Here is a 17893-nt window from a genome sequence, read left to right as displayed (position 1 = left end):
CTGCAAGTGATAAAGGAATGTGTTTTGCTAAACGGTCAAGTTATCAATATTGGTCCGTGGGATTATCAAAAAGAACGAGTGCTGATTAATCCAGGGGAAGACGAACCACTTTTCGAGGAACGGATTAATAACCCATTGCCTGAAGACGCTGAAATAGTGGAAATGGAGGTAACTCAGAGTGAGGACGGCGGATGGTACGCAAAAGACTACCTACCGCAGCCGTCCGAACTCGACCGTATGGGCGCGGAAATAGTTGCCCGAGAATTAGAGGCGCTAGAACTGCGCCAACAAAACGAAATCTTAGGTCAGCAAATCGTTCAGCGCGAGTTAGAAGCGACCGACTTAAAGGCGCAGAATGAAGCGCTTGGCGGGCAGATCGTAGGGCTGGAACTGCGCGTGCTGACGCTAGAAACTACTAAAACAGAGGGGGATACCGCAAATGTTTGAGAACGATTTTGAGCGCCTGAAATATTACTTCGAAAAAAAGTGGGCTAAAGAGCCGCAGCTTAAGCTGTACGTTAAGTTTGAGGTGATCACTCCGGAAGAATATAAGAAAATCACTAGCGAGGAGTACAGCGCGTGACCACGTTCGGCGGACCCTTTAACCGGTTGCCCTTTAACCGTCCCTACTCGCTAGAGACGTTATTTTCCGCAGTTTTCGAATCTCTGACGGAGGCGAACGGGCGCCTCTCCGTTGACTTCCCGGTGACCGTCGTATTCGAATCCGCGTCCGACCTTAGCGTAAGCCTAACGCGAGAATACGAGATTATCGCAGCGATCGAGTCGGCGTCCGAGCTATTTACGCAGCTCATTCGAGAGCGGTCGTTCACGGCGCCCATCCAGTCGTCGACCGAGTTTATCGCGAAGGCGGTTAGCACGCACGTCGATAAGATCGCGTTTACTGGCGACTTTAGGCCGGGCGACCGTCTCGTTATTGATACGCGCACTAAGACGATTACGCTAAACGGCGTCAATGTGCTTGATAAGATGGACGGGGATTTCTTCGAGCTTATTTTCGGAGCCAACGCAATAACCTATACGGACAACGAATCGGTGCGATCAGTCCTCACGCGGGTTACGCACCGAGACCGATACTTATACTAAAGGAGGGCGCTGATTACGGAGTATTTACAGTCATACGATAAGGACCGCAAACGCATCGGCATTCTCGTCGATGCTTACGAAATCCAGCGGACAAGGCGGATTAACTCAGACTACTCGCTAACGTTTTCGGTGCCGATGACCTCCGCAGACTTTCGCGAAAAAATCGTAGTAAAAGGCCACGTTCGGGATGAGCGCGGCCAATACTACGTTATTAACTCGCGGCAACGAACGAGAGACGGCCGCAAGCTTACGGCGCAAATCTCGTGTACGCACGTTATGTTTAAGCTCACGGATTACAAGTTCCCGTACGCGTCATATATGGCTGAGGGCTACGGGATTCACATTTCGCAGCTTACCTCGCTTATCTCGCAGGCTACTGGCGGCCGCTTTACGTTCTCAATCGACGATACTTTCGATTTGGTCGACGTTAAGGACTTCGGCCGAGGCACGTGTCTGCAGGCGCTAAATAGCGTAGTTGAGATGTACGGCGCCGAGGTAGAGCCGGACAACTTTACGATTCACCTGCGCAAAAGGGTCGGCGACCAAGCGTCTGAGATGCGCTATCAGCTTGCGAAAAATATCGTAGGGGCTACGTTTACAGACGATAGCTCCTCTTTGTGTACGCGATTGTTCGCGCAGATGAAAGATGGGCGTACCTGGATCGGTCAGCCTGCGTCGATACTAACGGCGGATGAGCGGGCGCGTCTCGAAGCGATTCCGGGCGCCATTGTTGGCGGGAAGCTTGCGGTTAACTATCTCGTATCCCAATACGCGAGCCAGTGGGCGAGTGATAGCGTGCCGTTTTTTGACGATGAGATTATTGACCAAAACGTTACCGATCCGGTTAAGCTCTTGGAGCTCGCGAGAAAGGCGTTGGCCGAGCGTGAGATGCCAACGCTGGAAGTATCCGTCAACGCTGCGGACCTATATAAACTCGATAAAACGGAGCCTAAGCCGGGCCTCGGCGATGTGGTAACGTGTGTCGATCCGGAGCTTGGCCTCGCCAATATTAGGGCGCGGATTACGGAGCTGACCGAGTATCCGTACGAGCGGGACAAGCAATCGACCGTAACCGTTGCTAACGTAATGACGCGGGATTATGCGCAGATCATCGCTGACCTCGACAAGTCTAAGCGGGCATTCACGGACCTGCTCAGCGGCGGCCGCATTCGGGCGGATGCGTTCGAGGATTTCGCAAAGCAGGCGGTCATTGATGTCAATAACTCGAAGACCGAGGTTAAGTACGATACACGCGGAATCATCCTGCAGGATAAGACGGATGCGCGCAATCAGGTCATTATGACATCGAACGGGATCGTTTTAACGACGGATGGGGGAAGAACCGCAAGGACTGCGATAACGGCACGCGGGATTGCAGCGGAAGTCATCTCGGGCCAGCTCGGGAATTTCGTTACGCTAGAGATCGGCTCAGGCAATAACATTACGAAGATCAATACGAACGGGTTAAGCGCGGGCCATGCGGACTTTAACAGCGCACCGTTTCGCGTCGATATGCAGGGCAACATCACAGCGAATAGGCTCACCGCAAACAGCGCGAATATATTCTCGTCCAACTTTACGAATGGCGCGATTGTAGGTTCGTCGATTAACGTCGGTGGCGGAAGATTCACGGTAGACAGCGCGGGGAATATGTACGCAGAGGGCAGTACGACGATCGGCGGCACAATTACCGGGTCGCTTATCCGGACGTCTGCGTCTGGCCGGCGTATCGAGCTGGACGCGCAGGGCTTGCGTACTTATGACGGCAGCGGTGCCAATCGGATTAAGATTAATACCGGAACAGATACCGGAGTGGCTGCGTTAACCTTTTACGGAACAGGCGGCGCGTTTGCTGGCGAAATTAACTCGTATCAAAATACGGGGCAGCTCATGATATTCTCTAACGATATTACAATCGGGTCTAATAACACAGCAAACCCGATACGCATGGACGGTGCGGCTATTTTCAGTGGACCGGTTACATTCCGAAGTACAGTTAGCGGTGATATTCCTATTAACACTATAACTGGCCTAAGTAAAGAGCTTAGCCAGATATGGATTGCGATAAACAGTAAGGCACCGCTTAGTCACACACACAGTGTTACTATTCCGAACCATAATCACGGAAATCCGCAAAACTCGAACTCCGGCGGAGGGACCTTCACAACAACTGCCCTGTAGTGTAGTATAAGGTTAATTATACCAACGGAGGTAGTAAGTAATGAAAAAGTGGATGTATCTCGTAAGCGGAGTAGTAATAGGAGCAGTTTTAGCAACATCGGGTAGCGCGTTAGCTGCTCAGGTTAAGAGCCTTGTGGGACAGAAGGTGACTTCTGAATTGACAGTTGTTGTTAACGGCAAAGTGCTGAGCGACAAAGGTGCAGTAATTAACAATAAAACCAACGTTCCAGTCCGGGCGTTGGCTGATGCTATGGGAGCTGACATAATGGTAGATGGAAAGACAGTGAAGGTAACTACCGGGACACCTTCGCAAGATGAGCCTCTTGCAGCAGCCAGTCCTGCAACGCCTTCCACGAATAAATATATCGGTTTAAGTAAAGCATCTATAGAGGATTCCTTAGACGTATTAAAGAACCAAATTTTAAGAATTAACGAGACTGCTAGAGATGGTGTTCTTAAAGAAATCGAACAGGCAAAGAAGGCGGAAGCCCCTGAGCTACTATCATCGAAACAAAAGCAACTTGCTGAAATAGAGGCTAAAATATCTGAAACAAAAGCTGACATCGCGCAAGCAGAAGCAGCTCTCGCGCAACTAAAATAACCGCATATCAATCGAAAGGGCGTGGCCGAAATGGCTGCGCTCTTTTTATTTCCGCAAAAGGAGCCACGAATATGAAAATACGCCAACTAATCGAATGTACGATCGATATCGCGCAGCCTCTCGAAGAGCTGTCCGCAGTTATCAACGCTGTCCTAGCGACCGTCCCTAACGCGGAGGGCCGGACAGAGCTACTGCGCAGGCTTGACGAAGAGATCACAAGCGCCCTATTAGCGGAGGAGGCCGAAGGGTGAGCGAAATCGACATCGTCAAGTATTTCCTAACGCAGGGACCGTTCGCCGTCCTGTTCGTGTGGCTCTTAATCTACGTCATGCGCACGAATAAGGAACGCGAGGGCCGGCTGCAGGACTTACTCGATAAATTTTCGGACAAGTACGACCTGATTATCGGAGAGATACGCGAGATGAAGGATCGCCTTCCTCGCGACCATGATAAGGAGTGATAGATTTCTGTTTCTCATTTAAATCCACTTAATAGGTGTTGACCATACAATTGGAATGTGTTACATTTTGGTCAATAGCGAAATAGGAGGAGTAATTAAATGAGAACGCAAATAAGGGCAGACCTTCTTGTTCCGGGGGATGTGGTAGTACAGGGACGAAAAAAGTTTAACATAACCGGCGTGAAGACAAACGGTAATGAGACTGTTATATTATACGCTAAACTTGGAGAGAACACTGTTCATCATATGACAATGCTTGACAACAAGGCGCATCTAACAGTGATCAATGATGGTTGGTACTTATGAATAAGCCTCACAGCGAAGAAACAAAAAGAAAAATCAGTCAAACGCTGACCGGTAGAAAGGCTTCACTAGAGTCTAGGAGAAAGATGAGTGAGGCAAAAAAAGGGCACCCGTTCTATGGAAAACGAGGATACACGATGGGAGAGGAAGCCAAAATTAACATACGGAGAGGGATACTGGAAAAAAGGTGCACTCCTGAATATGTAATTCAGCTATCTGAACGGAAGAAAGGGGAGTTAAACCCTCAGGCTAAATTGACCTGGGCACTCGTCAGGAAGATAAGAGAAGAGTACGTACCCTATGAAGTATCGCAGCAAGCTTTGGCATCTAAATACGGCGTTAGTAGGTCAACTATTTCTGACATTGTTAAAAATAGAATATGGAAAGAAGAATGAGCCGTTCTGTTGAGCGGCTTTTTATTATTTATAAGGAGTGATTCGCATGAACTATCGTAAAGACTTTATTCCGAGAAATACCGCACACAGCCGGCGTCCCGGCAACGCAATGAACGCGACAACGATTACGATCCATAACACGGGCAACGCGTCTTCATCGGCTGCAAATGAGCGCGCTTGGCTGACAAATCCATCGAATACGCGCACAGCATCGTTTCACATCGTAGTGGACGAGCGCGAAGCCCTCGAGTGCATTCCGCTTAACGAGAACGCATGGCATGCCGGGGACGGAAGCGGAGCAAAGTCCGGCAACCGCACATCGATCGGCATCGAGATATGCGAGAGCGGCAACTATGCGAAGACGCTCGATAATGCTGCGGGCCTGGTTGCGCAAATGCTAAAAGAGCGCGGCTGGGGCGTTGATAGATTGCGCCGGCATTACGATTGGTCCGGCAAGGTATGTCCGCGCCTAATGTACGACGGAGGCAAGTGGACGGGCTGGGCCGAGTTTAAGGCGAAGGTATCCGCAAAACTAAATGAATCGAAGGGGAGCGAGAAAAGCGTGAAAAAGGACGTAATCGTTAGCGTTAAGGTGGGCGGCAAGAAGATCGGCGAAGGTGTCGTAGATGACGGCGTTACTTACGTGCCCGTGCGTGTAGTGGCCGAAGCATTAGGCGCGTGTGTAACGTGGGATGGCGCTAATAACGCGGTGCAAATCGAAAAGGGGGCGAAGTAATACGATGAAGAAAATCGATTGGTCGCGTAAACTCTCATCGCGTAAGTTTTGGGCGTTGTTGGCTGCGCTGGCAACTAGCGTACTGGCTGCGGCAGGGGCCGGTGACAATGTAACGCTGCAGGTAACGGGAGTTATCGGGGCGGTTGGTGCGTGCGTTGCGTATATGCTTGCGGAGGGTGCGAGTGACGCGTCGAACGGCGGAAATGACGAGGAATAACGAATAGATGAGGCGCAGCCCTTGCGGATATGATTCCGTAGGGGCTGCGCCTTTTTTTACGTTTTATGCGGTTATTTCCGGAGCTGGCACGGTAGTCTCGGTCATCTGCGCGGGTTTTTCGCTATTGTTATTAGCGATTGCTTTGCGTATGTCCCCGAGCTTCTCGACGATTAATAGCGCAGTGGCTACAATCGCAAACATAGCGCCTATGACGATAATGCCTACGCCTCTAGTTGCGTTGATTATGTAATTGTAGGCGTCGCCTTCAACGATGTGTCCGAATTTGCTACCGGTAACATTGTAATCTGCGCTGTAATCTCCGTAATGATACATAACAACAACTCCGAAAATAAGCAGAGCCGCTGCTGCGACATAAAATAATTGTGCGAAACTTTTAAGCATTGTTGCACCCTCTCTAGGTATTAGTATAGTTATAATTTACCAGATTGGAACAAATACGACTAGGTATTTTTAATAGTTTTAACGTAACTTCACGTTGATTAACGAGAGCTGGATCTTTTTTAACATTACGCTTGCCAAATCGCTAAATCTGTCGTAAACTATATTGGTGTCAAACGCACAGGATTTTAACCTTGCGTGACACATATCGTTTAAATGTGCGACTAGGTCCTCGGGTAGTTGCGTAAGACCTATCGCTATTAAGCGGTCACCCATGCCGGGGTGGCGGAATTGGCAGACGCACAGGACTTAAAATCCTGCGGTAGGTGACTACCGTACCGGTTCGATCCCGGTCCTCGGCATACAACGGTTTTTCACGGTCACATCACGAAAAATGCCCGTCAAATGGCGGGAGGTCCTGCGTAGCTGCACCGATGAAAACGCAAATACACAGGACCAGCAAGGCGCCTCTCCGTTCTAAATACGAAGGAGGCGTTTTTGTTTTGGTAAGATTACGTTACGTAAGTTGTTATCCGTCCGAATGGAGGAATGGGGCGAAGATACTCCAATATTCTGCTCGTATGAAGGGCGCCCGCTTAACTGTCATACGTGGGGTGATCGTATGGAGCTTTACAGTAGTAAGAGTATCGGCCATTACATCCGGCCCTATGATCTAAGACATGCCTTTGCGCTTGAATTTCTTCGTAACGGTGCGAACGCTTTCTCTACGCAGAAGTTACTCTGACATAGTACGAGGAAACGACTTGTTAACTACGACTTACGTACAACGCATGAAAAGGAATGTCCTGTTAATTCGTTATTAACACAAACAAAACGTAATACAAAGTTAAAATGATTGCTACGCTCATCTCTTCGGAGGTGAGCGTTTCTTTTACGATATTGCAGGAAAATTGAATCCATTGGAGCAAGCGCCAATTGTCGTATTTGCTGCGGAAGAACTCGATGAATGCGATAAGATTGTGGAAATTACGGAGGAAAGCGTTAAGAACAAGGTGCAGCTGCTGCTTTAGTTAAATTATTTGCAGAGGAAGTACTAGAAGCACTTGAACTTAGTACAGGGTTGAAAGTAGAAATAATTGAACAACTAACTTTTATAACAGAAGAGAGGATAGATTAACAGGATTAAAATACCTGTATTCATCTATCCTTTTTTATACAACAAATGACCTCATTTACCACAACAATCATGTTGGTTGGAATAAATACAATTAACTCCAAATTTCATCTAATTTATCGGAATAGAAACTGATTGCTTTCTTATAACTCAAAATTTCCTTATCTGTAGTCGTATCTATTAAGCAATTTAACAGTAACTTCATAGCGCTATTATGCTCTTTTAAATTATACAAAGTCATTGAGTAGAACACTTGAATTGCTTTATTACCTGGAAACAATTCCATCCCCTTACTGAATGTACTCTTTGACTTTTCATACTCGCCTAGTGTTCTATATGTACTTCCTAGTCCCAATAAGGCGCCTTCTAAATCTTTTCCATCCAATCCTAAATTGATTGCATTTTCATAAAAGGGGACTGCTTTCATTTCTTCACCTAATACATCAAAACTCCAAGCACATTGATAGTTAATGTAGGCATCATTAGGAGACTCTTTAACCATGGTTATGAGTAACTCATTAGATTCTTTTAGATTTCCGTTTATCCTTAACTCAATTGCTTTAGTCATTTCTTTCTTCATTATTTCATCTCCGATTATATTCTTTTTCTTTCGCAAACACCGATTCTAACATACTCAATTTTGCTTTTAGATTCTTCCTCCATTAAATAGCGCGTTTGTGGAACAAGTTAAAAATTTCCCTTCAGGCAAACCTGCCTCGTTTAGTTGAATAAAGAAGGGTATTCTTTCGTGTAACTTGAACATTTCAAAATAATTAGCAACACATTTTTGTTTTCGGCAATGTATTGTTCCGAGAATGCATGTTCCTTTTATTTTACCACAAAATGTCGTTGTAGCTATAATATTATCTACTTCATGTTGGAGTTATAAATCCATCTCATCCAAGTTTCCACTTGTGTCTTATTTCGTATATTCAATTGCTCCATGACTTCCTTCACGGAGATACCTTCCAATCTCATTTCAATGGCTTTCATCTTCACTTCTACTGGGGAGCTGACTCTTGTTGCCAACGCAAAAACACCTCCAAGGCTGTCTCCATATCTTACGACAGGGTTGCATTCTCTTGAAGGTGTTTTAATTTGTTTCACACTATGAGTCAGCCAAGAGATAACTCCGCATGAGCTGCGCTTTTTTTGCGTTTGCCGATAAGGCGGCCAACCACCATCTAATTCGGGTGGTATAGGTGATTCATCCGCTCAACTCACTGCACTACAGCGGACGACGTACCGGTCTAGGATTAGCCTTACTCTGTCTGCTCTGACCTCGATCTCTCCAGAATAATCGCAGCGCGGCCATGGCGCAGCAGAGCGAGATGCCAAGGAACAGCAGTGACCAGATAAAGGCGGGAACCATCGTCATATGGGCCAGATTGGCGGCATCTCCGGCTTGGCTGGGGGAGGTAATGGAACGCAGCAAGAGTGTAACCGGGCCCATAATGGACTCTTCCAAGCAAAGAAACGCCAGCAGCAAATAATAGAAGTTCACAATTCGCCCGCCGATAAAGTGGAAGGCCAGGTTGATCGCGATAAAGATGATCAGCCACCACAAACCGTATCCGGATCGCACAAAAAAGAGAAGTGTAACCAGTGCCAGCACGTTGATGGTCATGAGACCGGCCTTTTCTTTGTGCTTATGGTAGCCATAAAACAAGGCAATCGCAAACAGAGAAGCCGAAATGTAGCCCGCTAGTGACACGAGGATCTGTCCCCAGCCTGTGGAAGTGAGCAGGGAATAAGTCACACCGCTGTGATCGGCGTTGAGTTCAATACGGAGGACGCGTCCGGACATCACCAAGGTCATTATGGCATGCCCCAGCTCATGCACCATGGTGTCCAGCATGCGGAACCAGCTGGAGAACGGAATCAGCCTTGTCAGAAATGCCGCTCCCACCAGGAACAGTAGCGCCTTAAGCCATTTATTCATAACATTGCCCCTTTTAACTCTAATTCAAAGTTCCATACTCTTCTCAGCATAATATGAAAACTTGCCGGATGCCAATTTTATTCCTTCCGAGCCATATTTGTTCTTTAGAAAAAGCGAACAAATTTTCGGTAGGATGGTATAATGGGAATCGTGATGGAGGTCTGTGGAAGATGAACAATAGAACGTACAAACACGACATTCATATAGAAAAGGACGGAGCAAGAATACCGCGAGAGCGGCAGCCTCAATTTGCGGAGGTAGAGCTTGATGTGCCGGTGCATGAGGAGAAGGAACCGATCAGCAGGGTTGTGACCCCAGACCGCTACGAGCGGGATGTGGAATGGGGGGATAGCTTTCGCTATGTCTCCCGGGAAGGGCAGTTTGTGCAGCAGGCACGGGACCTGGAGGAGGTGGCTGTGGAGCATGCCGAATTTGTTCCTTTTCACACTTACTGGCCGACTTATGAGCAGATGCAATCCGCACAGAAGCGGTGGTACCTGTATTGGCGGGGAGAGGTTCGGGCCGGGCGTTATCCGGATACAGACTTGTCCTATGTATTTGTATATCTGTATGAGCTAATCCACGGAATCGGCTGGCGTGAGCCTAAGCAGGGTTACGAGCTGATGGATCGAATATGGCAGGCTTATCGGCAAAGGTACCCTAAGCTGGATCAGTATGTGCGGGAATGGCTGTACGATTTAGTTCTGGTGTTCGGGTTGGACCCGACTCCCGCCGAACCGCTTTCCAAGATTCCGCGCAGCCTATCTCCCGAGCTAAGGGAGCTGGAATGGCGAAGACGCTTTCGCGCCGAGCCGCTGGAGCTGACCTGGGAGCTGCTGCTGCAGCTCATCGATTATGAGGTGGAGAAGGGCCGCTATTACCGTGAGCAAGGGCGAAAGGTGCTGCGGGAATATCTGCCGAAAGTGGTGGTTTTGGTCGATGGGTACTTATCGAAGACGAAGGGAAGACGGCTTTTAGACCTTTTTATGCCACGTGAAAAAAGGGTTACCCGCTACCTGTTCCGCAGCGCGGTTTATGACCATGGGCTTTACGGGCGCACGATAACGGTACCTGTGCTGCCGATCAGCCAGCATCCCCCACTCCGGGCTTATTTGACGCAGCTGACAAGGCTTACGGAGAATCAGCTGCGGGAGCTGACAGGATTCAAGGGACGGCTGCGGGGCATCCAGGTTGAGCCAGAGGTTGAGCAGATAATCTCCCGTTACTTGCGTAAGGAATTTGAACTGCGCCGGGCGAAAGAAGTGAAGTCCCAGGTTCCTGCGATCAAGATCAATACTGCGAAGCTTCGCAAGCTTCAGCGGGAGTCGGACGAGGTGCGGGACATGCTGCTTACAGAGGAACTGAAGCTGAACCTAGGGGACAACCGTGTTTATGGGAAACCATCCGGCGAATCTGATGACCCAGTCACGCAAGGAACAACAGCATCTTTCGGAGCGGCTGAATTAATATCTCAAGCTAAGCCGGGAGCTAGCAAGGCAGGCCGCCATAAAGCTGGGAATGAGCCTCAGCAGGGCGTGCTGGATTTCGAACGGGGCTGGCTGGGATATGAGGAAGAATCGTACAAGGAAGAAACTCAGGGCAAGGCTGCATCTCCAGAGGAGAAACCAAAGGAAGTGTGGGAGCCGGAAGAAATGCGGCGAAGTGATGAAAGGGTTAAAGTAAGCAGCGCTGAACGAGCTGAAGGTAGCAGCGAAGAAAGAGCTAAAGGGCATAGTGATAAGGGAACTGAGAAGCATCTGTTGGAGCAGCTTGTGGAGCAGGCTCCAGTGGATAGCCATGAGAAGGACTTGAGCCAGAAGCTTCATACCTGTGCTGCTCTGTCGGAAGACTCACCGTTCGGTGAAGGTGGTGCAGTTTACCTTGATACGGATGGTCAGCTGATTGATGAGGCGGATGAGTGGCCGATAGTAATCGAATGGCAGGAGCTGGCGGCGCGATTATCTGAGCCTCATAGGAAGCTGCTGGCTGCATTGCTTCGCGGGGAAGGTGACGCCGTACGTTACAGCATTGCTGAGGAAGCTGGCTCGATGCCAGAGCTGATGATGGATGAGATCAACGAGATCTCGATGGAGCAGATCGGCGATTTGCTTATTGATGTGGATGAAATTACGGAGGAATACCGGGACGAGCTTCATCATGTGCTCCGAAGAGGTTCTTAATTTTGAATAGAATGTTTAGATAGAAGAGGTGGTCACGTTGAAACAGGTGCAAATTCCGAAACGGCTCACAACCGCACTGGTGAATTCCCTCACGGCGGGCGTGGTGCCGCGGGTTGGGCTGGAGCATATCACGGTCGGCCGTCGGGCCGAGGTGGCATCCATCCTCCAGGATATGGACAATATCGCGGCAGGCGGAGCGGCTTTCCGGCTGATTACCGGGCGCTATGGGAGCGGGAAAAGCTTTCTGCTGCAGATGATCCGCAATTATGCGATGGATCGGGAGTTTGTGGTGGCAGATGCCGATCTGTCGCCAGAGCGGCGGCTCGTCGGCACGAAGGGACAGGGACTGGCTACATACCGTGAGCTGATGATGCATCTGTCTACCCGGACAAGGCCGGACGGCGGCGCTTTGGAGAGTATACTGCAGAAGTGGATCGCCGGATTACAGCAGGAGCAGATGCAGTCAAGTGGCCTGCGTCCAGGAGATCCTCAGCTGCTGGAGGCGGTAGAGCTGCGCATTTATGCGGTCACGGCTGAAATGCAAAATCTGGTGCACGGCTTTGACTTCTCCAAAGTGCTGGCCGCATACTGGTCGGGCTACAAGCTGGGCGACGATGAACGGAAGGCGGCGGCTCTGCGCTGGCTGCGCGGAGAATTCCCGACCCGGACGGAAGCGCGGAAAGAGCTGGGGGTTGGCGTCATTATCGATGACGACAACTGGTACGATTATATGAAGCTGTGGGCGGAATTCGCCGTGCGGATCGGGTACAAGGGGCTCCTGCTCTTTATTGATGAAGGTGTGAATTTGTACAAAATTACGAATAGCATCTCCAGGCAGAGCAATTACGAGAAGCTGCTGACAATGTTTAATGATACGATGCAGGGCAAAGCCCAATATCTGGGCATCTACCTGGGCGGGACGCCGCAGTTTGTGGAGGATGAGCGCAGAGGGCTGTTCAGCTATGATGCCCTCCGGTCACGGCTGATGGATGGAAGGTATAGCAGCGGGGCCCGGCGGACCTACACCTCGCCGATTCTGAAGCTGGACATGCTGTCCCATGAAGAGATTATGATCCTGCTGCAGAAGCTTCGGGGTATTCATGCGCTGCATTTTGGCTATGAAGCTAGGCTTAGCGACGAGCAGCTGATTGCATTCATGCAGGCCGCGGTGAACCGGCTTGGTGCGGAGGAGCTGCTGACGACCCGGGAGGTCGTGCGGGACTTTATGGATGTGCTGCATATTTTGCATCAGCATAGCGAGCTGACATTTGAAGAGCTGATGGGCGAACGGGAGCTGGAGGCTGCGGCAGCAGGCGCGCGTGGTCATAATGAGGAAAAAGACGAGCTCGATGACTTTTTGGCGGAGTTTGAGCTATGAGCGGGCATGATTCTAAAGCAGGGAGAGGGAACCCTTTCTCCCGGTTAGCCCCGTTTATACAGGAGTACATTTACCGCAAGCAGTGGGATTCCCTACGCGAGGCTCAAGTCGAGGCCTGCCGCGTGCTGTTTGATACGCAGCATCATCTGCTGATCGCTTCGGGGACGGCGTCGGGGAAGACGGAGGCTGCTTTTTTTCCGGCGCTCACCGAGCTGTACCACCGGCCGTCCGGCTCTGTCGGCATCCTCTATATCGGGCCGCTGAAGGCGCTGATCAACGACCAGTTCGAGCGAATCAGCGAGCTGCTCCGGGAGGGAGAGGTGCCGGTCTGGCATTGGCACGGGGATGTCTCTCAGGCCGAGAAAACAAAGCTCATGCAGCGCCCGTGCGGTGTGCTGCAGATTACTCCTGAATCGTTAGAGGGCCTGCTGATGAACCGCCCGAATGCGATCCCCGCCCTGTTCCATGATCTGCGGTATATTATGATCGACGAAGTACATGCTTTTATGGGCGCAGACCGGGGCATTCAGGTGCTGAGCCAGCTGACCCGGCTGGAGCGCATGGCGTGCTGCACGCCGCGGCGGATTGGGCTGTCGGCCACGCTTAGTGATTATGACACCGCCGCCCGCTGGCTTGGGGGAGGAACTCCGCAGCCGGTTGAGGTCGTCTCTCCGCACGGCGGACGGAAGCTGAAGCTGTCGGTGGAGCATTTCTCCTTCCCGGATGCACGGAATGAGCGGGAGGCCGAGCATTTGGAGCTGGCTAAGCAGAATTACTACAATTATATTTACGACCATACGCACCGTAAAAAAGCGCTGGTCTTCACCAACAGCCGTTCCGACGCTGAGCTCACGACATTGGAGCTGCGGCGGATTGCTGTTAAGCGGGAGGAACGCGATGTGTTCCATGTGCATCACGGAAGCATCTCCGCGATGCTGCGGGAGGAGACCGAGGCCGCGCTTCGCACCGGCCCGGGGCCTGCGGTAGCCGCAGCGACGGTAACGCTGGAGCTGGGCATTGACATTGGCGAGCTGGAACGGGTTATCCAGCTCGGAGCACCGTACAGCTGCTCCAGCTTTGTGCAGCGGCTCGGCCGCTCCGGACGCCGGGGAGACCAGGCGTCCGAGATGATGTTCCTCTGCGCCGAGGAAGAGGACGAGGAGGCGCAGCTGCCTGCCCGCATGCCGTGGACGCTGCTGCGGGCGATCGCCGTGATCGAGCTGTACATTCGCGAGAGGTGGGTCGAGCCGCTCGATCTGCGGCGCAAGCCAGTCGGCGTTCTCTACCACCAGACGATGAGCACGCTGAAGAGTATGGGCGAGGCCGCGCCCGCCGAGCTGGCACGGGCGGTGCTGACACTGCCGGCTTTTCGCGGCATTGAGCCGGAGGAATACCGGGGAATGCTGCAATATTTGCTGCAAACCGACCATATCCAGCAGACCGAAGAAGGCACGCTGATCATTGGACTCGGCGGGGAGAAGATTGTGAACAACTTTCGCTTCTATGCCGTGTTCAAGGATGATGAGGAGCATGTGGTATACAATGGCTCCGAGGAGATCGGGAGCATTACGACAGTGCCACCCCCAGGCTACTGCTTCTCGTTAGCTGGTAAGCTGTGGAAGGTGGAGGAAGTGGATAACAAGCACAAGGCGGTGTACGTAAAGTCCTCCAGGGGAAAGGTAGATACGCTCTGGCTTGGCGCGGGCGGAGACGTCCATACTCGTATCCTGCAAAAGATGCGCCAGGTGCTTGAGGAGCAGATGCTGTATCCGTACCTGGCCCCCGGTGCGGTGAATCGTCTGGAACGTGCCCGGCGGCTTGCTCGGGAGAGTGGGCTGCTGCGCAGTCCAGTGATTCCGGCGGGCGGGGATTCCCTGTTTATTTTACCGTGGGCAGGAAGTAAGCAGTTCCGTACGCTGGAGCGTCTGCTGAAGCATAACCTGACAGAGCCTATGGGACTAAGGCAAGTCGTGCCGATGGAGCCGTACTATATGGTTGTGGCGGGGAGAACGGGGGCGGAGGAACTGCTTGCCGGGATTCAGGCCGAGCTGGCTGGCGCTCAGGAGCCGGAAGCTCTGCTGGATGAGTCGGAGGCTCCGTACCTTGGTAAATATGATGAATATATCCCGCCAGCACTGGTTCGGCGTGCGTTCGCTGTAGATGGGCTGGACCTGAAGGGGTTGGCTGAGGCGCTAGCGATAGGCAGGAGCACGGAAGTGTAGTAAAGTGCATTTAGTGCTGAGAGCAGCCCGTGGGAAGCTCTAGGACAAATCAAATCCCTAAAGGCTTGCTGCGAATCGAGTTGATATAGAGGAGATAAATAGATCATGGCAGGGAAAAGTAAAATTAACTCCCCCCAGCTTTCGACGGAATTGACTGAGGCCAGCTGGGAGGACGTGCTAGCAGATCACGATCATGAGCTGGTCAACGGTTTGGTAAACAGCGCTTCCTATGATTATGAAGTCATGGAACGCTGTATCTTGGCCAAGGTGCAGCTTCGCAATTGTTCTTTTACAAATACGACGTTTGACCGGCTGGATCTGACCGACGTCGTGCTGGAAAACTGTGATTTGTCCAATGCCCGGCTTGAAAAGGGGGTAATTCACCGCGTTCATTTCAAAGACTGCAAATTGACGGGGATGAATCTGTCCAAAGCAAACTTAGGACATGTTACCTTTGAGAACTGTCTTATGAATTTGGCGGACCTGGTAGAGGCTTCTTTGAAGCAAGTACGGTTTGCCAGTTGTTCTTTGCAGAGCGCGAATTTCTATGGCTGTAAGTTCAAAGACTTGGAGCTTCATGAGAATGACCTGAACGAAGCAGACTTCAATGATACTTCCCTGAAAGGGATAGATATCAGCACCTGCACCTATGAACGGATCGACATCCCAATGCAGGCCCTGGCTGGTTGTACGGTCTCGCCGGAGCAGGCGATCGGGTTCGCCAAGCTGTTAGGGCTGAAGGTGAAGTATTAAAGTGACTAAGACAGACCCTCGTGAGGGCTGTCTCTTTCTTTTGTCTGGGAGATCACTTGGGAGCAAGAGGAGCACTATACTACGTGGAAATATGTACCTTAGGACTCTGTGAGGGCGTAATAGATTGAGTTATACTGGGGCAAGAACAGATAAGGACTGTGTTGCATACTAACTTTAAAGCACAATACATGCATAAGGAGCAGCCGGCCGCTGAAAGTTAGGCCAGAGAGCAGACCGTTACCTAGTTATGGCGGTCTATTTCTTTTAGAATCCATAATAATTTTTCAAGTATAGAGGATATAAGAATGAACCATATAAAACATTCCATAAATAGATTGATCTCAGCGGATGAGCTATCCCGCATGTCTAGTGAGGAGATTGTGGGGCATATTGCGCTTAATATGTATCATAGTGATTTTAGTAGTATAAGAGAGAACATAGGTGCTTTGCCTGAGGTGTTGAGAGACATCTTACTGTTGATTGACTTTGATACGGAATTAAGTATGAACGGAATTGTAGGTTTTTTGGAGAACACAAGCGGGTGCTATTTGAATGAAACCATAAAAGCTCTAGGGAACATTCAACAAACTAAAGACCAGGCTATTATGATTAGCATCAAGGAAGTGCTAGAAGAACACGGGATCTGCACCGAAAAACTAAGAGGAAATATGAACCATTTGACTGTGAATCAAGTTAGTTATTCTTCTAAGACTCACGGAGATGACATTCGCCATGTTCTAATGCTGGTGGAGAAAGAAGCAGAGCAGCTGTATTTATATCGTGATGATGAGGATTTATTTGATGCGCTGTTTCAATATGTCGAAATTAACCAAGATGAATTAATCAAGGATATAAAGCGGATTGTATAACCGATTGTTTCTCTAACGCAGGAGGTGTAAGTGATGAGAGCCTATATCCAAACCAATAAAAATGGGGACTTCTACAATGTAAATGCCTTCATCGCTAATGAGGGCTTTAGTTTATTAGGCTGGGAGACCGTTAAGTTTTATGACCTTGCAGAGATTGAAGGAAATGACCCGGAAGATGTAGTGGTTGGTGGAATTGGTAATGTGCGCGGACGCCTTGAATCATTAGGATTAGACAGAGGGCAGGGAGAAATCGATTACCCGTCATCCTTATCTGCTTATTTTGGCAGAAAAATATGGGCTACAACGGTTCAAGAGCTGTTTGAGAATAAACAGAATTGGAATGTCTTTATTAAGCCCAAAGATGTCACCAAGAAATTTGCTGGAATCGTTGTGAAAGAATATAAAGATTTTATAGGCTTAGTTGAAGAACATCAGGATACGAATATTTGGTGTTCGGAAATTGTTGATTTTAAGACAGAATGGCGTTGTTTTATACGATACGGAGAGATCCTAGACATTCGGTATTATAAGGGAGCCTGGGACTCTAAGCTGGATTTAAGTGTGGTAACAAGTGCTGTTAAGGATTTTAGGGATGCTCCGGCGGCTTATGGTATGGATTTTGGACTGGATCAAGAAGGCAGAATGAAATTGGTGGAAATTAACGACGGTCATTCTCTGGGGACATATGGAATTAGCCCACTAAACTATGCGAAATTCCTCTCAGCCAGATGGTCAGAAATGACAGGGACAACAGACTACTTAAGAAGCTTATGAGGTAGAAGTTAAAGGAGGGATATAATGAAAATTGGAATCGTTTCTTTATGTCTGATTCGAAGAGATGATCAAATTCTAGTTGCAGAAACATTTGATAACAACGTGAAGAAGACGGTGTATAGACCTGTTGGGGGCTTAGGTAAATGGGATACTGCGAATATTCCAGAATTACTAATAACCTAACAGGATATCTATGCTAATCGGGACGCCAAGGGCACTGCATTTGTACGGATCAACGCTGTGC

At 49.8% G+C, this 17893-nt stretch carries 22 protein-coding genes, 1 tRNA gene and 1 pseudogene; 20 read left to right on the top strand and 4 right to left on the bottom strand.

From position 1 onward, the window contains the following. The first annotated feature begins 6 nt into the window (after positions 1–6). The 11 genes from DCC85_RS14235 (at position 7) to DCC85_RS14180 (ending at position 5997) form a co-directional block, all read left to right on the top strand. A complete protein-coding gene (locus DCC85_RS14235; RefSeq protein WP_108466195.1) occupies positions 7–447 on the top strand; it encodes a hypothetical protein in 441 nt (146 codons plus the stop codon). Continuing rightward, positions 440–583 carry an XkdX family protein gene (locus DCC85_RS14230; RefSeq protein WP_108466194.1) on the top strand — a complete coding sequence of 48 codons (144 nt, stop codon included), beginning with the start codon at positions 440–442 and terminating at the stop codon, positions 581–583. Before DCC85_RS14235 ends, DCC85_RS14230 begins: the two co-directional genes overlap by 8 nt. Beyond that, positions 580–1104 carry a phage distal tail protein gene (locus DCC85_RS14225; RefSeq protein WP_108466193.1) on the top strand — a complete coding sequence of 175 codons (525 nt, stop codon included), beginning with the start codon at positions 580–582 and terminating at the stop codon, positions 1102–1104. Before DCC85_RS14230 ends, DCC85_RS14225 begins: the two co-directional genes overlap by 4 nt. A gap of 9 nt (positions 1105–1113) precedes the next feature. Further along, positions 1114–3285 (top strand): phage tail spike protein, encoded by a 2172-nt coding sequence (locus tag DCC85_RS14220; protein WP_108466192.1) that lies wholly within the window; start codon positions 1114–1116, stop codon positions 3283–3285. 40 nt (positions 3286–3325) lie between these two features. Beyond that, entirely contained in the window at positions 3326–3886 is a 561-nt protein-coding gene (locus DCC85_RS14215) for a stalk domain-containing protein (protein ID WP_108466191.1), read from the top strand. Positions 3887–3957: 71 nt separating this feature from the next. Continuing rightward, positions 3958–4137: a hypothetical protein gene (locus tag DCC85_RS14210; RefSeq protein ID WP_108466190.1), complete on the top strand. Its 180-nt coding sequence runs from the start codon at positions 3958–3960 to the stop codon at positions 4135–4137. Continuing rightward, a complete protein-coding gene (locus tag DCC85_RS14205) occupies positions 4134–4346 on the top strand; it encodes a BhlA/UviB family holin-like peptide (RefSeq protein ID WP_108466189.1) in 213 nt (70 codons plus the stop codon). Before DCC85_RS14210 ends, DCC85_RS14205 begins: the two co-directional genes overlap by 4 nt. Before the next feature lie 99 nt (positions 4347–4445). Next, the gene (locus tag DCC85_RS14200; protein ID WP_108466188.1) at positions 4446–4652 is read left to right on the top strand and encodes a hypothetical protein; all 207 of its coding nucleotides are present in this window, start codon (positions 4446–4448) and stop codon (positions 4650–4652) included. Between the two features lie 83 nt (positions 4653–4735). Then, the gene (locus DCC85_RS14190; protein WP_234414176.1) at positions 4736–5044 is read left to right on the top strand and encodes a helix-turn-helix domain-containing protein; all 309 of its coding nucleotides are present in this window, start codon (positions 4736–4738) and stop codon (positions 5042–5044) included. A gap of 46 nt (positions 5045–5090) precedes the next feature. Beyond that, positions 5091–5780, top strand: a complete 690-nt coding sequence (locus tag DCC85_RS14185) for an N-acetylmuramoyl-L-alanine amidase (protein WP_108466187.1) — start codon at positions 5091–5093, stop codon at positions 5778–5780. Between the two features lie 58 nt (positions 5781–5838). Next, positions 5839–5997 (top strand): hypothetical protein, encoded by a 159-nt coding sequence (locus DCC85_RS14180; RefSeq protein ID WP_234414175.1) that lies wholly within the window; start codon positions 5839–5841, stop codon positions 5995–5997. A gap of 63 nt (positions 5998–6060) precedes the next feature. On the opposite strand, the gene DCC85_RS14175 is transcribed toward DCC85_RS14180, so the two are convergent. After that, a complete protein-coding gene (locus DCC85_RS14175; protein ID WP_108466185.1) occupies positions 6061–6399 on the bottom strand; it encodes a hypothetical protein in 339 nt (112 codons plus the stop codon). Positions 6400–6672: 273 nt separating this feature from the next. Between DCC85_RS14175 and DCC85_RS14170 the strand changes: the two genes are divergently transcribed. After that, positions 6673–6758: transfer RNA gene (locus tag DCC85_RS14170), tRNA-Leu, on the top strand. Positions 6759–6922: 164 nt separating this feature from the next. Next, positions 6923–7141, top strand: a complete 219-nt coding sequence (locus tag DCC85_RS23720) for a hypothetical protein (protein WP_442789494.1) — start codon at positions 6923–6925, stop codon at positions 7139–7141. A 484-nt stretch (positions 7142–7625) separates the two neighbouring features. Here DCC85_RS23720 and DCC85_RS14160 read toward each other — a convergent pair whose 3' ends face one another. The 3 genes and pseudogenes from DCC85_RS14160 to DCC85_RS14155 all read right to left on the bottom strand — a co-directional run bounded on the left by DCC85_RS14160 (position 7626) and on the right by DCC85_RS14155 (position 9473). Further along, positions 7626–8111 carry a tetratricopeptide repeat protein gene (locus DCC85_RS14160; RefSeq protein WP_108466184.1) on the bottom strand — a complete coding sequence of 162 codons (486 nt, stop codon included), beginning with the start codon at positions 8109–8111 and terminating at the stop codon, positions 7626–7628. A gap of 311 nt (positions 8112–8422) precedes the next feature. Next, positions 8423–8560, bottom strand: a pseudogene (locus tag DCC85_RS23010) (IS3 family transposase); the annotation flags it as partial. A 199-nt stretch (positions 8561–8759) separates the two neighbouring features. Then, positions 8760–9473 carry a M50 family metallopeptidase gene (locus DCC85_RS14155; protein ID WP_108466183.1) on the bottom strand — a complete coding sequence of 238 codons (714 nt, stop codon included), beginning with the start codon at positions 9471–9473 and terminating at the stop codon, positions 8760–8762. A 170-nt stretch (positions 9474–9643) separates the two neighbouring features. Between DCC85_RS14155 and DCC85_RS14150 the strand changes: the two genes are divergently transcribed. From DCC85_RS14150 to DCC85_RS23005, 7 genes are all read left to right on the top strand, one after another. Beyond that, entirely contained in the window at positions 9644–11653 is a 2010-nt protein-coding gene (locus tag DCC85_RS14150; RefSeq protein ID WP_234414174.1) for a TerB N-terminal domain-containing protein, read from the top strand. 37 nt (positions 11654–11690) lie between these two features. Beyond that, positions 11691–13031: an ATP-binding protein gene (locus tag DCC85_RS14140; RefSeq protein ID WP_108466182.1), complete on the top strand. Its 1341-nt coding sequence runs from the start codon at positions 11691–11693 to the stop codon at positions 13029–13031. Continuing rightward, the gene (locus DCC85_RS14135) at positions 13028–15253 is read left to right on the top strand and encodes a DEAD/DEAH box helicase (RefSeq protein WP_108466181.1); all 2226 of its coding nucleotides are present in this window, start codon (positions 13028–13030) and stop codon (positions 15251–15253) included. The genes DCC85_RS14140 and DCC85_RS14135 overlap by 4 nt, the downstream gene beginning before the upstream one ends. A gap of 105 nt (positions 15254–15358) precedes the next feature. Then, positions 15359–16006 (top strand): pentapeptide repeat-containing protein, encoded by a 648-nt coding sequence (locus DCC85_RS14130; RefSeq protein ID WP_108466180.1) that lies wholly within the window; start codon positions 15359–15361, stop codon positions 16004–16006. Positions 16007–16311: 305 nt separating this feature from the next. After that, positions 16312–16875, top strand: a complete 564-nt coding sequence (locus tag DCC85_RS14125) for a DMP19 family protein (protein ID WP_108466179.1) — start codon at positions 16312–16314, stop codon at positions 16873–16875. A gap of 33 nt (positions 16876–16908) precedes the next feature. Then, a complete protein-coding gene (locus DCC85_RS14120) occupies positions 16909–17649 on the top strand; it encodes an ATP-grasp domain-containing protein (protein ID WP_108466178.1) in 741 nt (246 codons plus the stop codon). 24 nt (positions 17650–17673) lie between these two features. Next, positions 17674–17832 carry a hypothetical protein gene (locus tag DCC85_RS23005; RefSeq protein WP_159081880.1) on the top strand — a complete coding sequence of 53 codons (159 nt, stop codon included), beginning with the start codon at positions 17674–17676 and terminating at the stop codon, positions 17830–17832. Positions 17833–17893 lie beyond the last annotated feature (61 nt).

The sequence above is a fragment of the Paenibacillus sp. CAA11 genome (assembly GCF_003060825.1).
GTDB lineage: Bacteria > Bacillota > Bacilli > Paenibacillales > Paenibacillaceae > Fontibacillus.
Note: the sequence above shows the minus strand (reverse complement) of the source record. Positions and strands in the feature narration are given on the sequence as shown.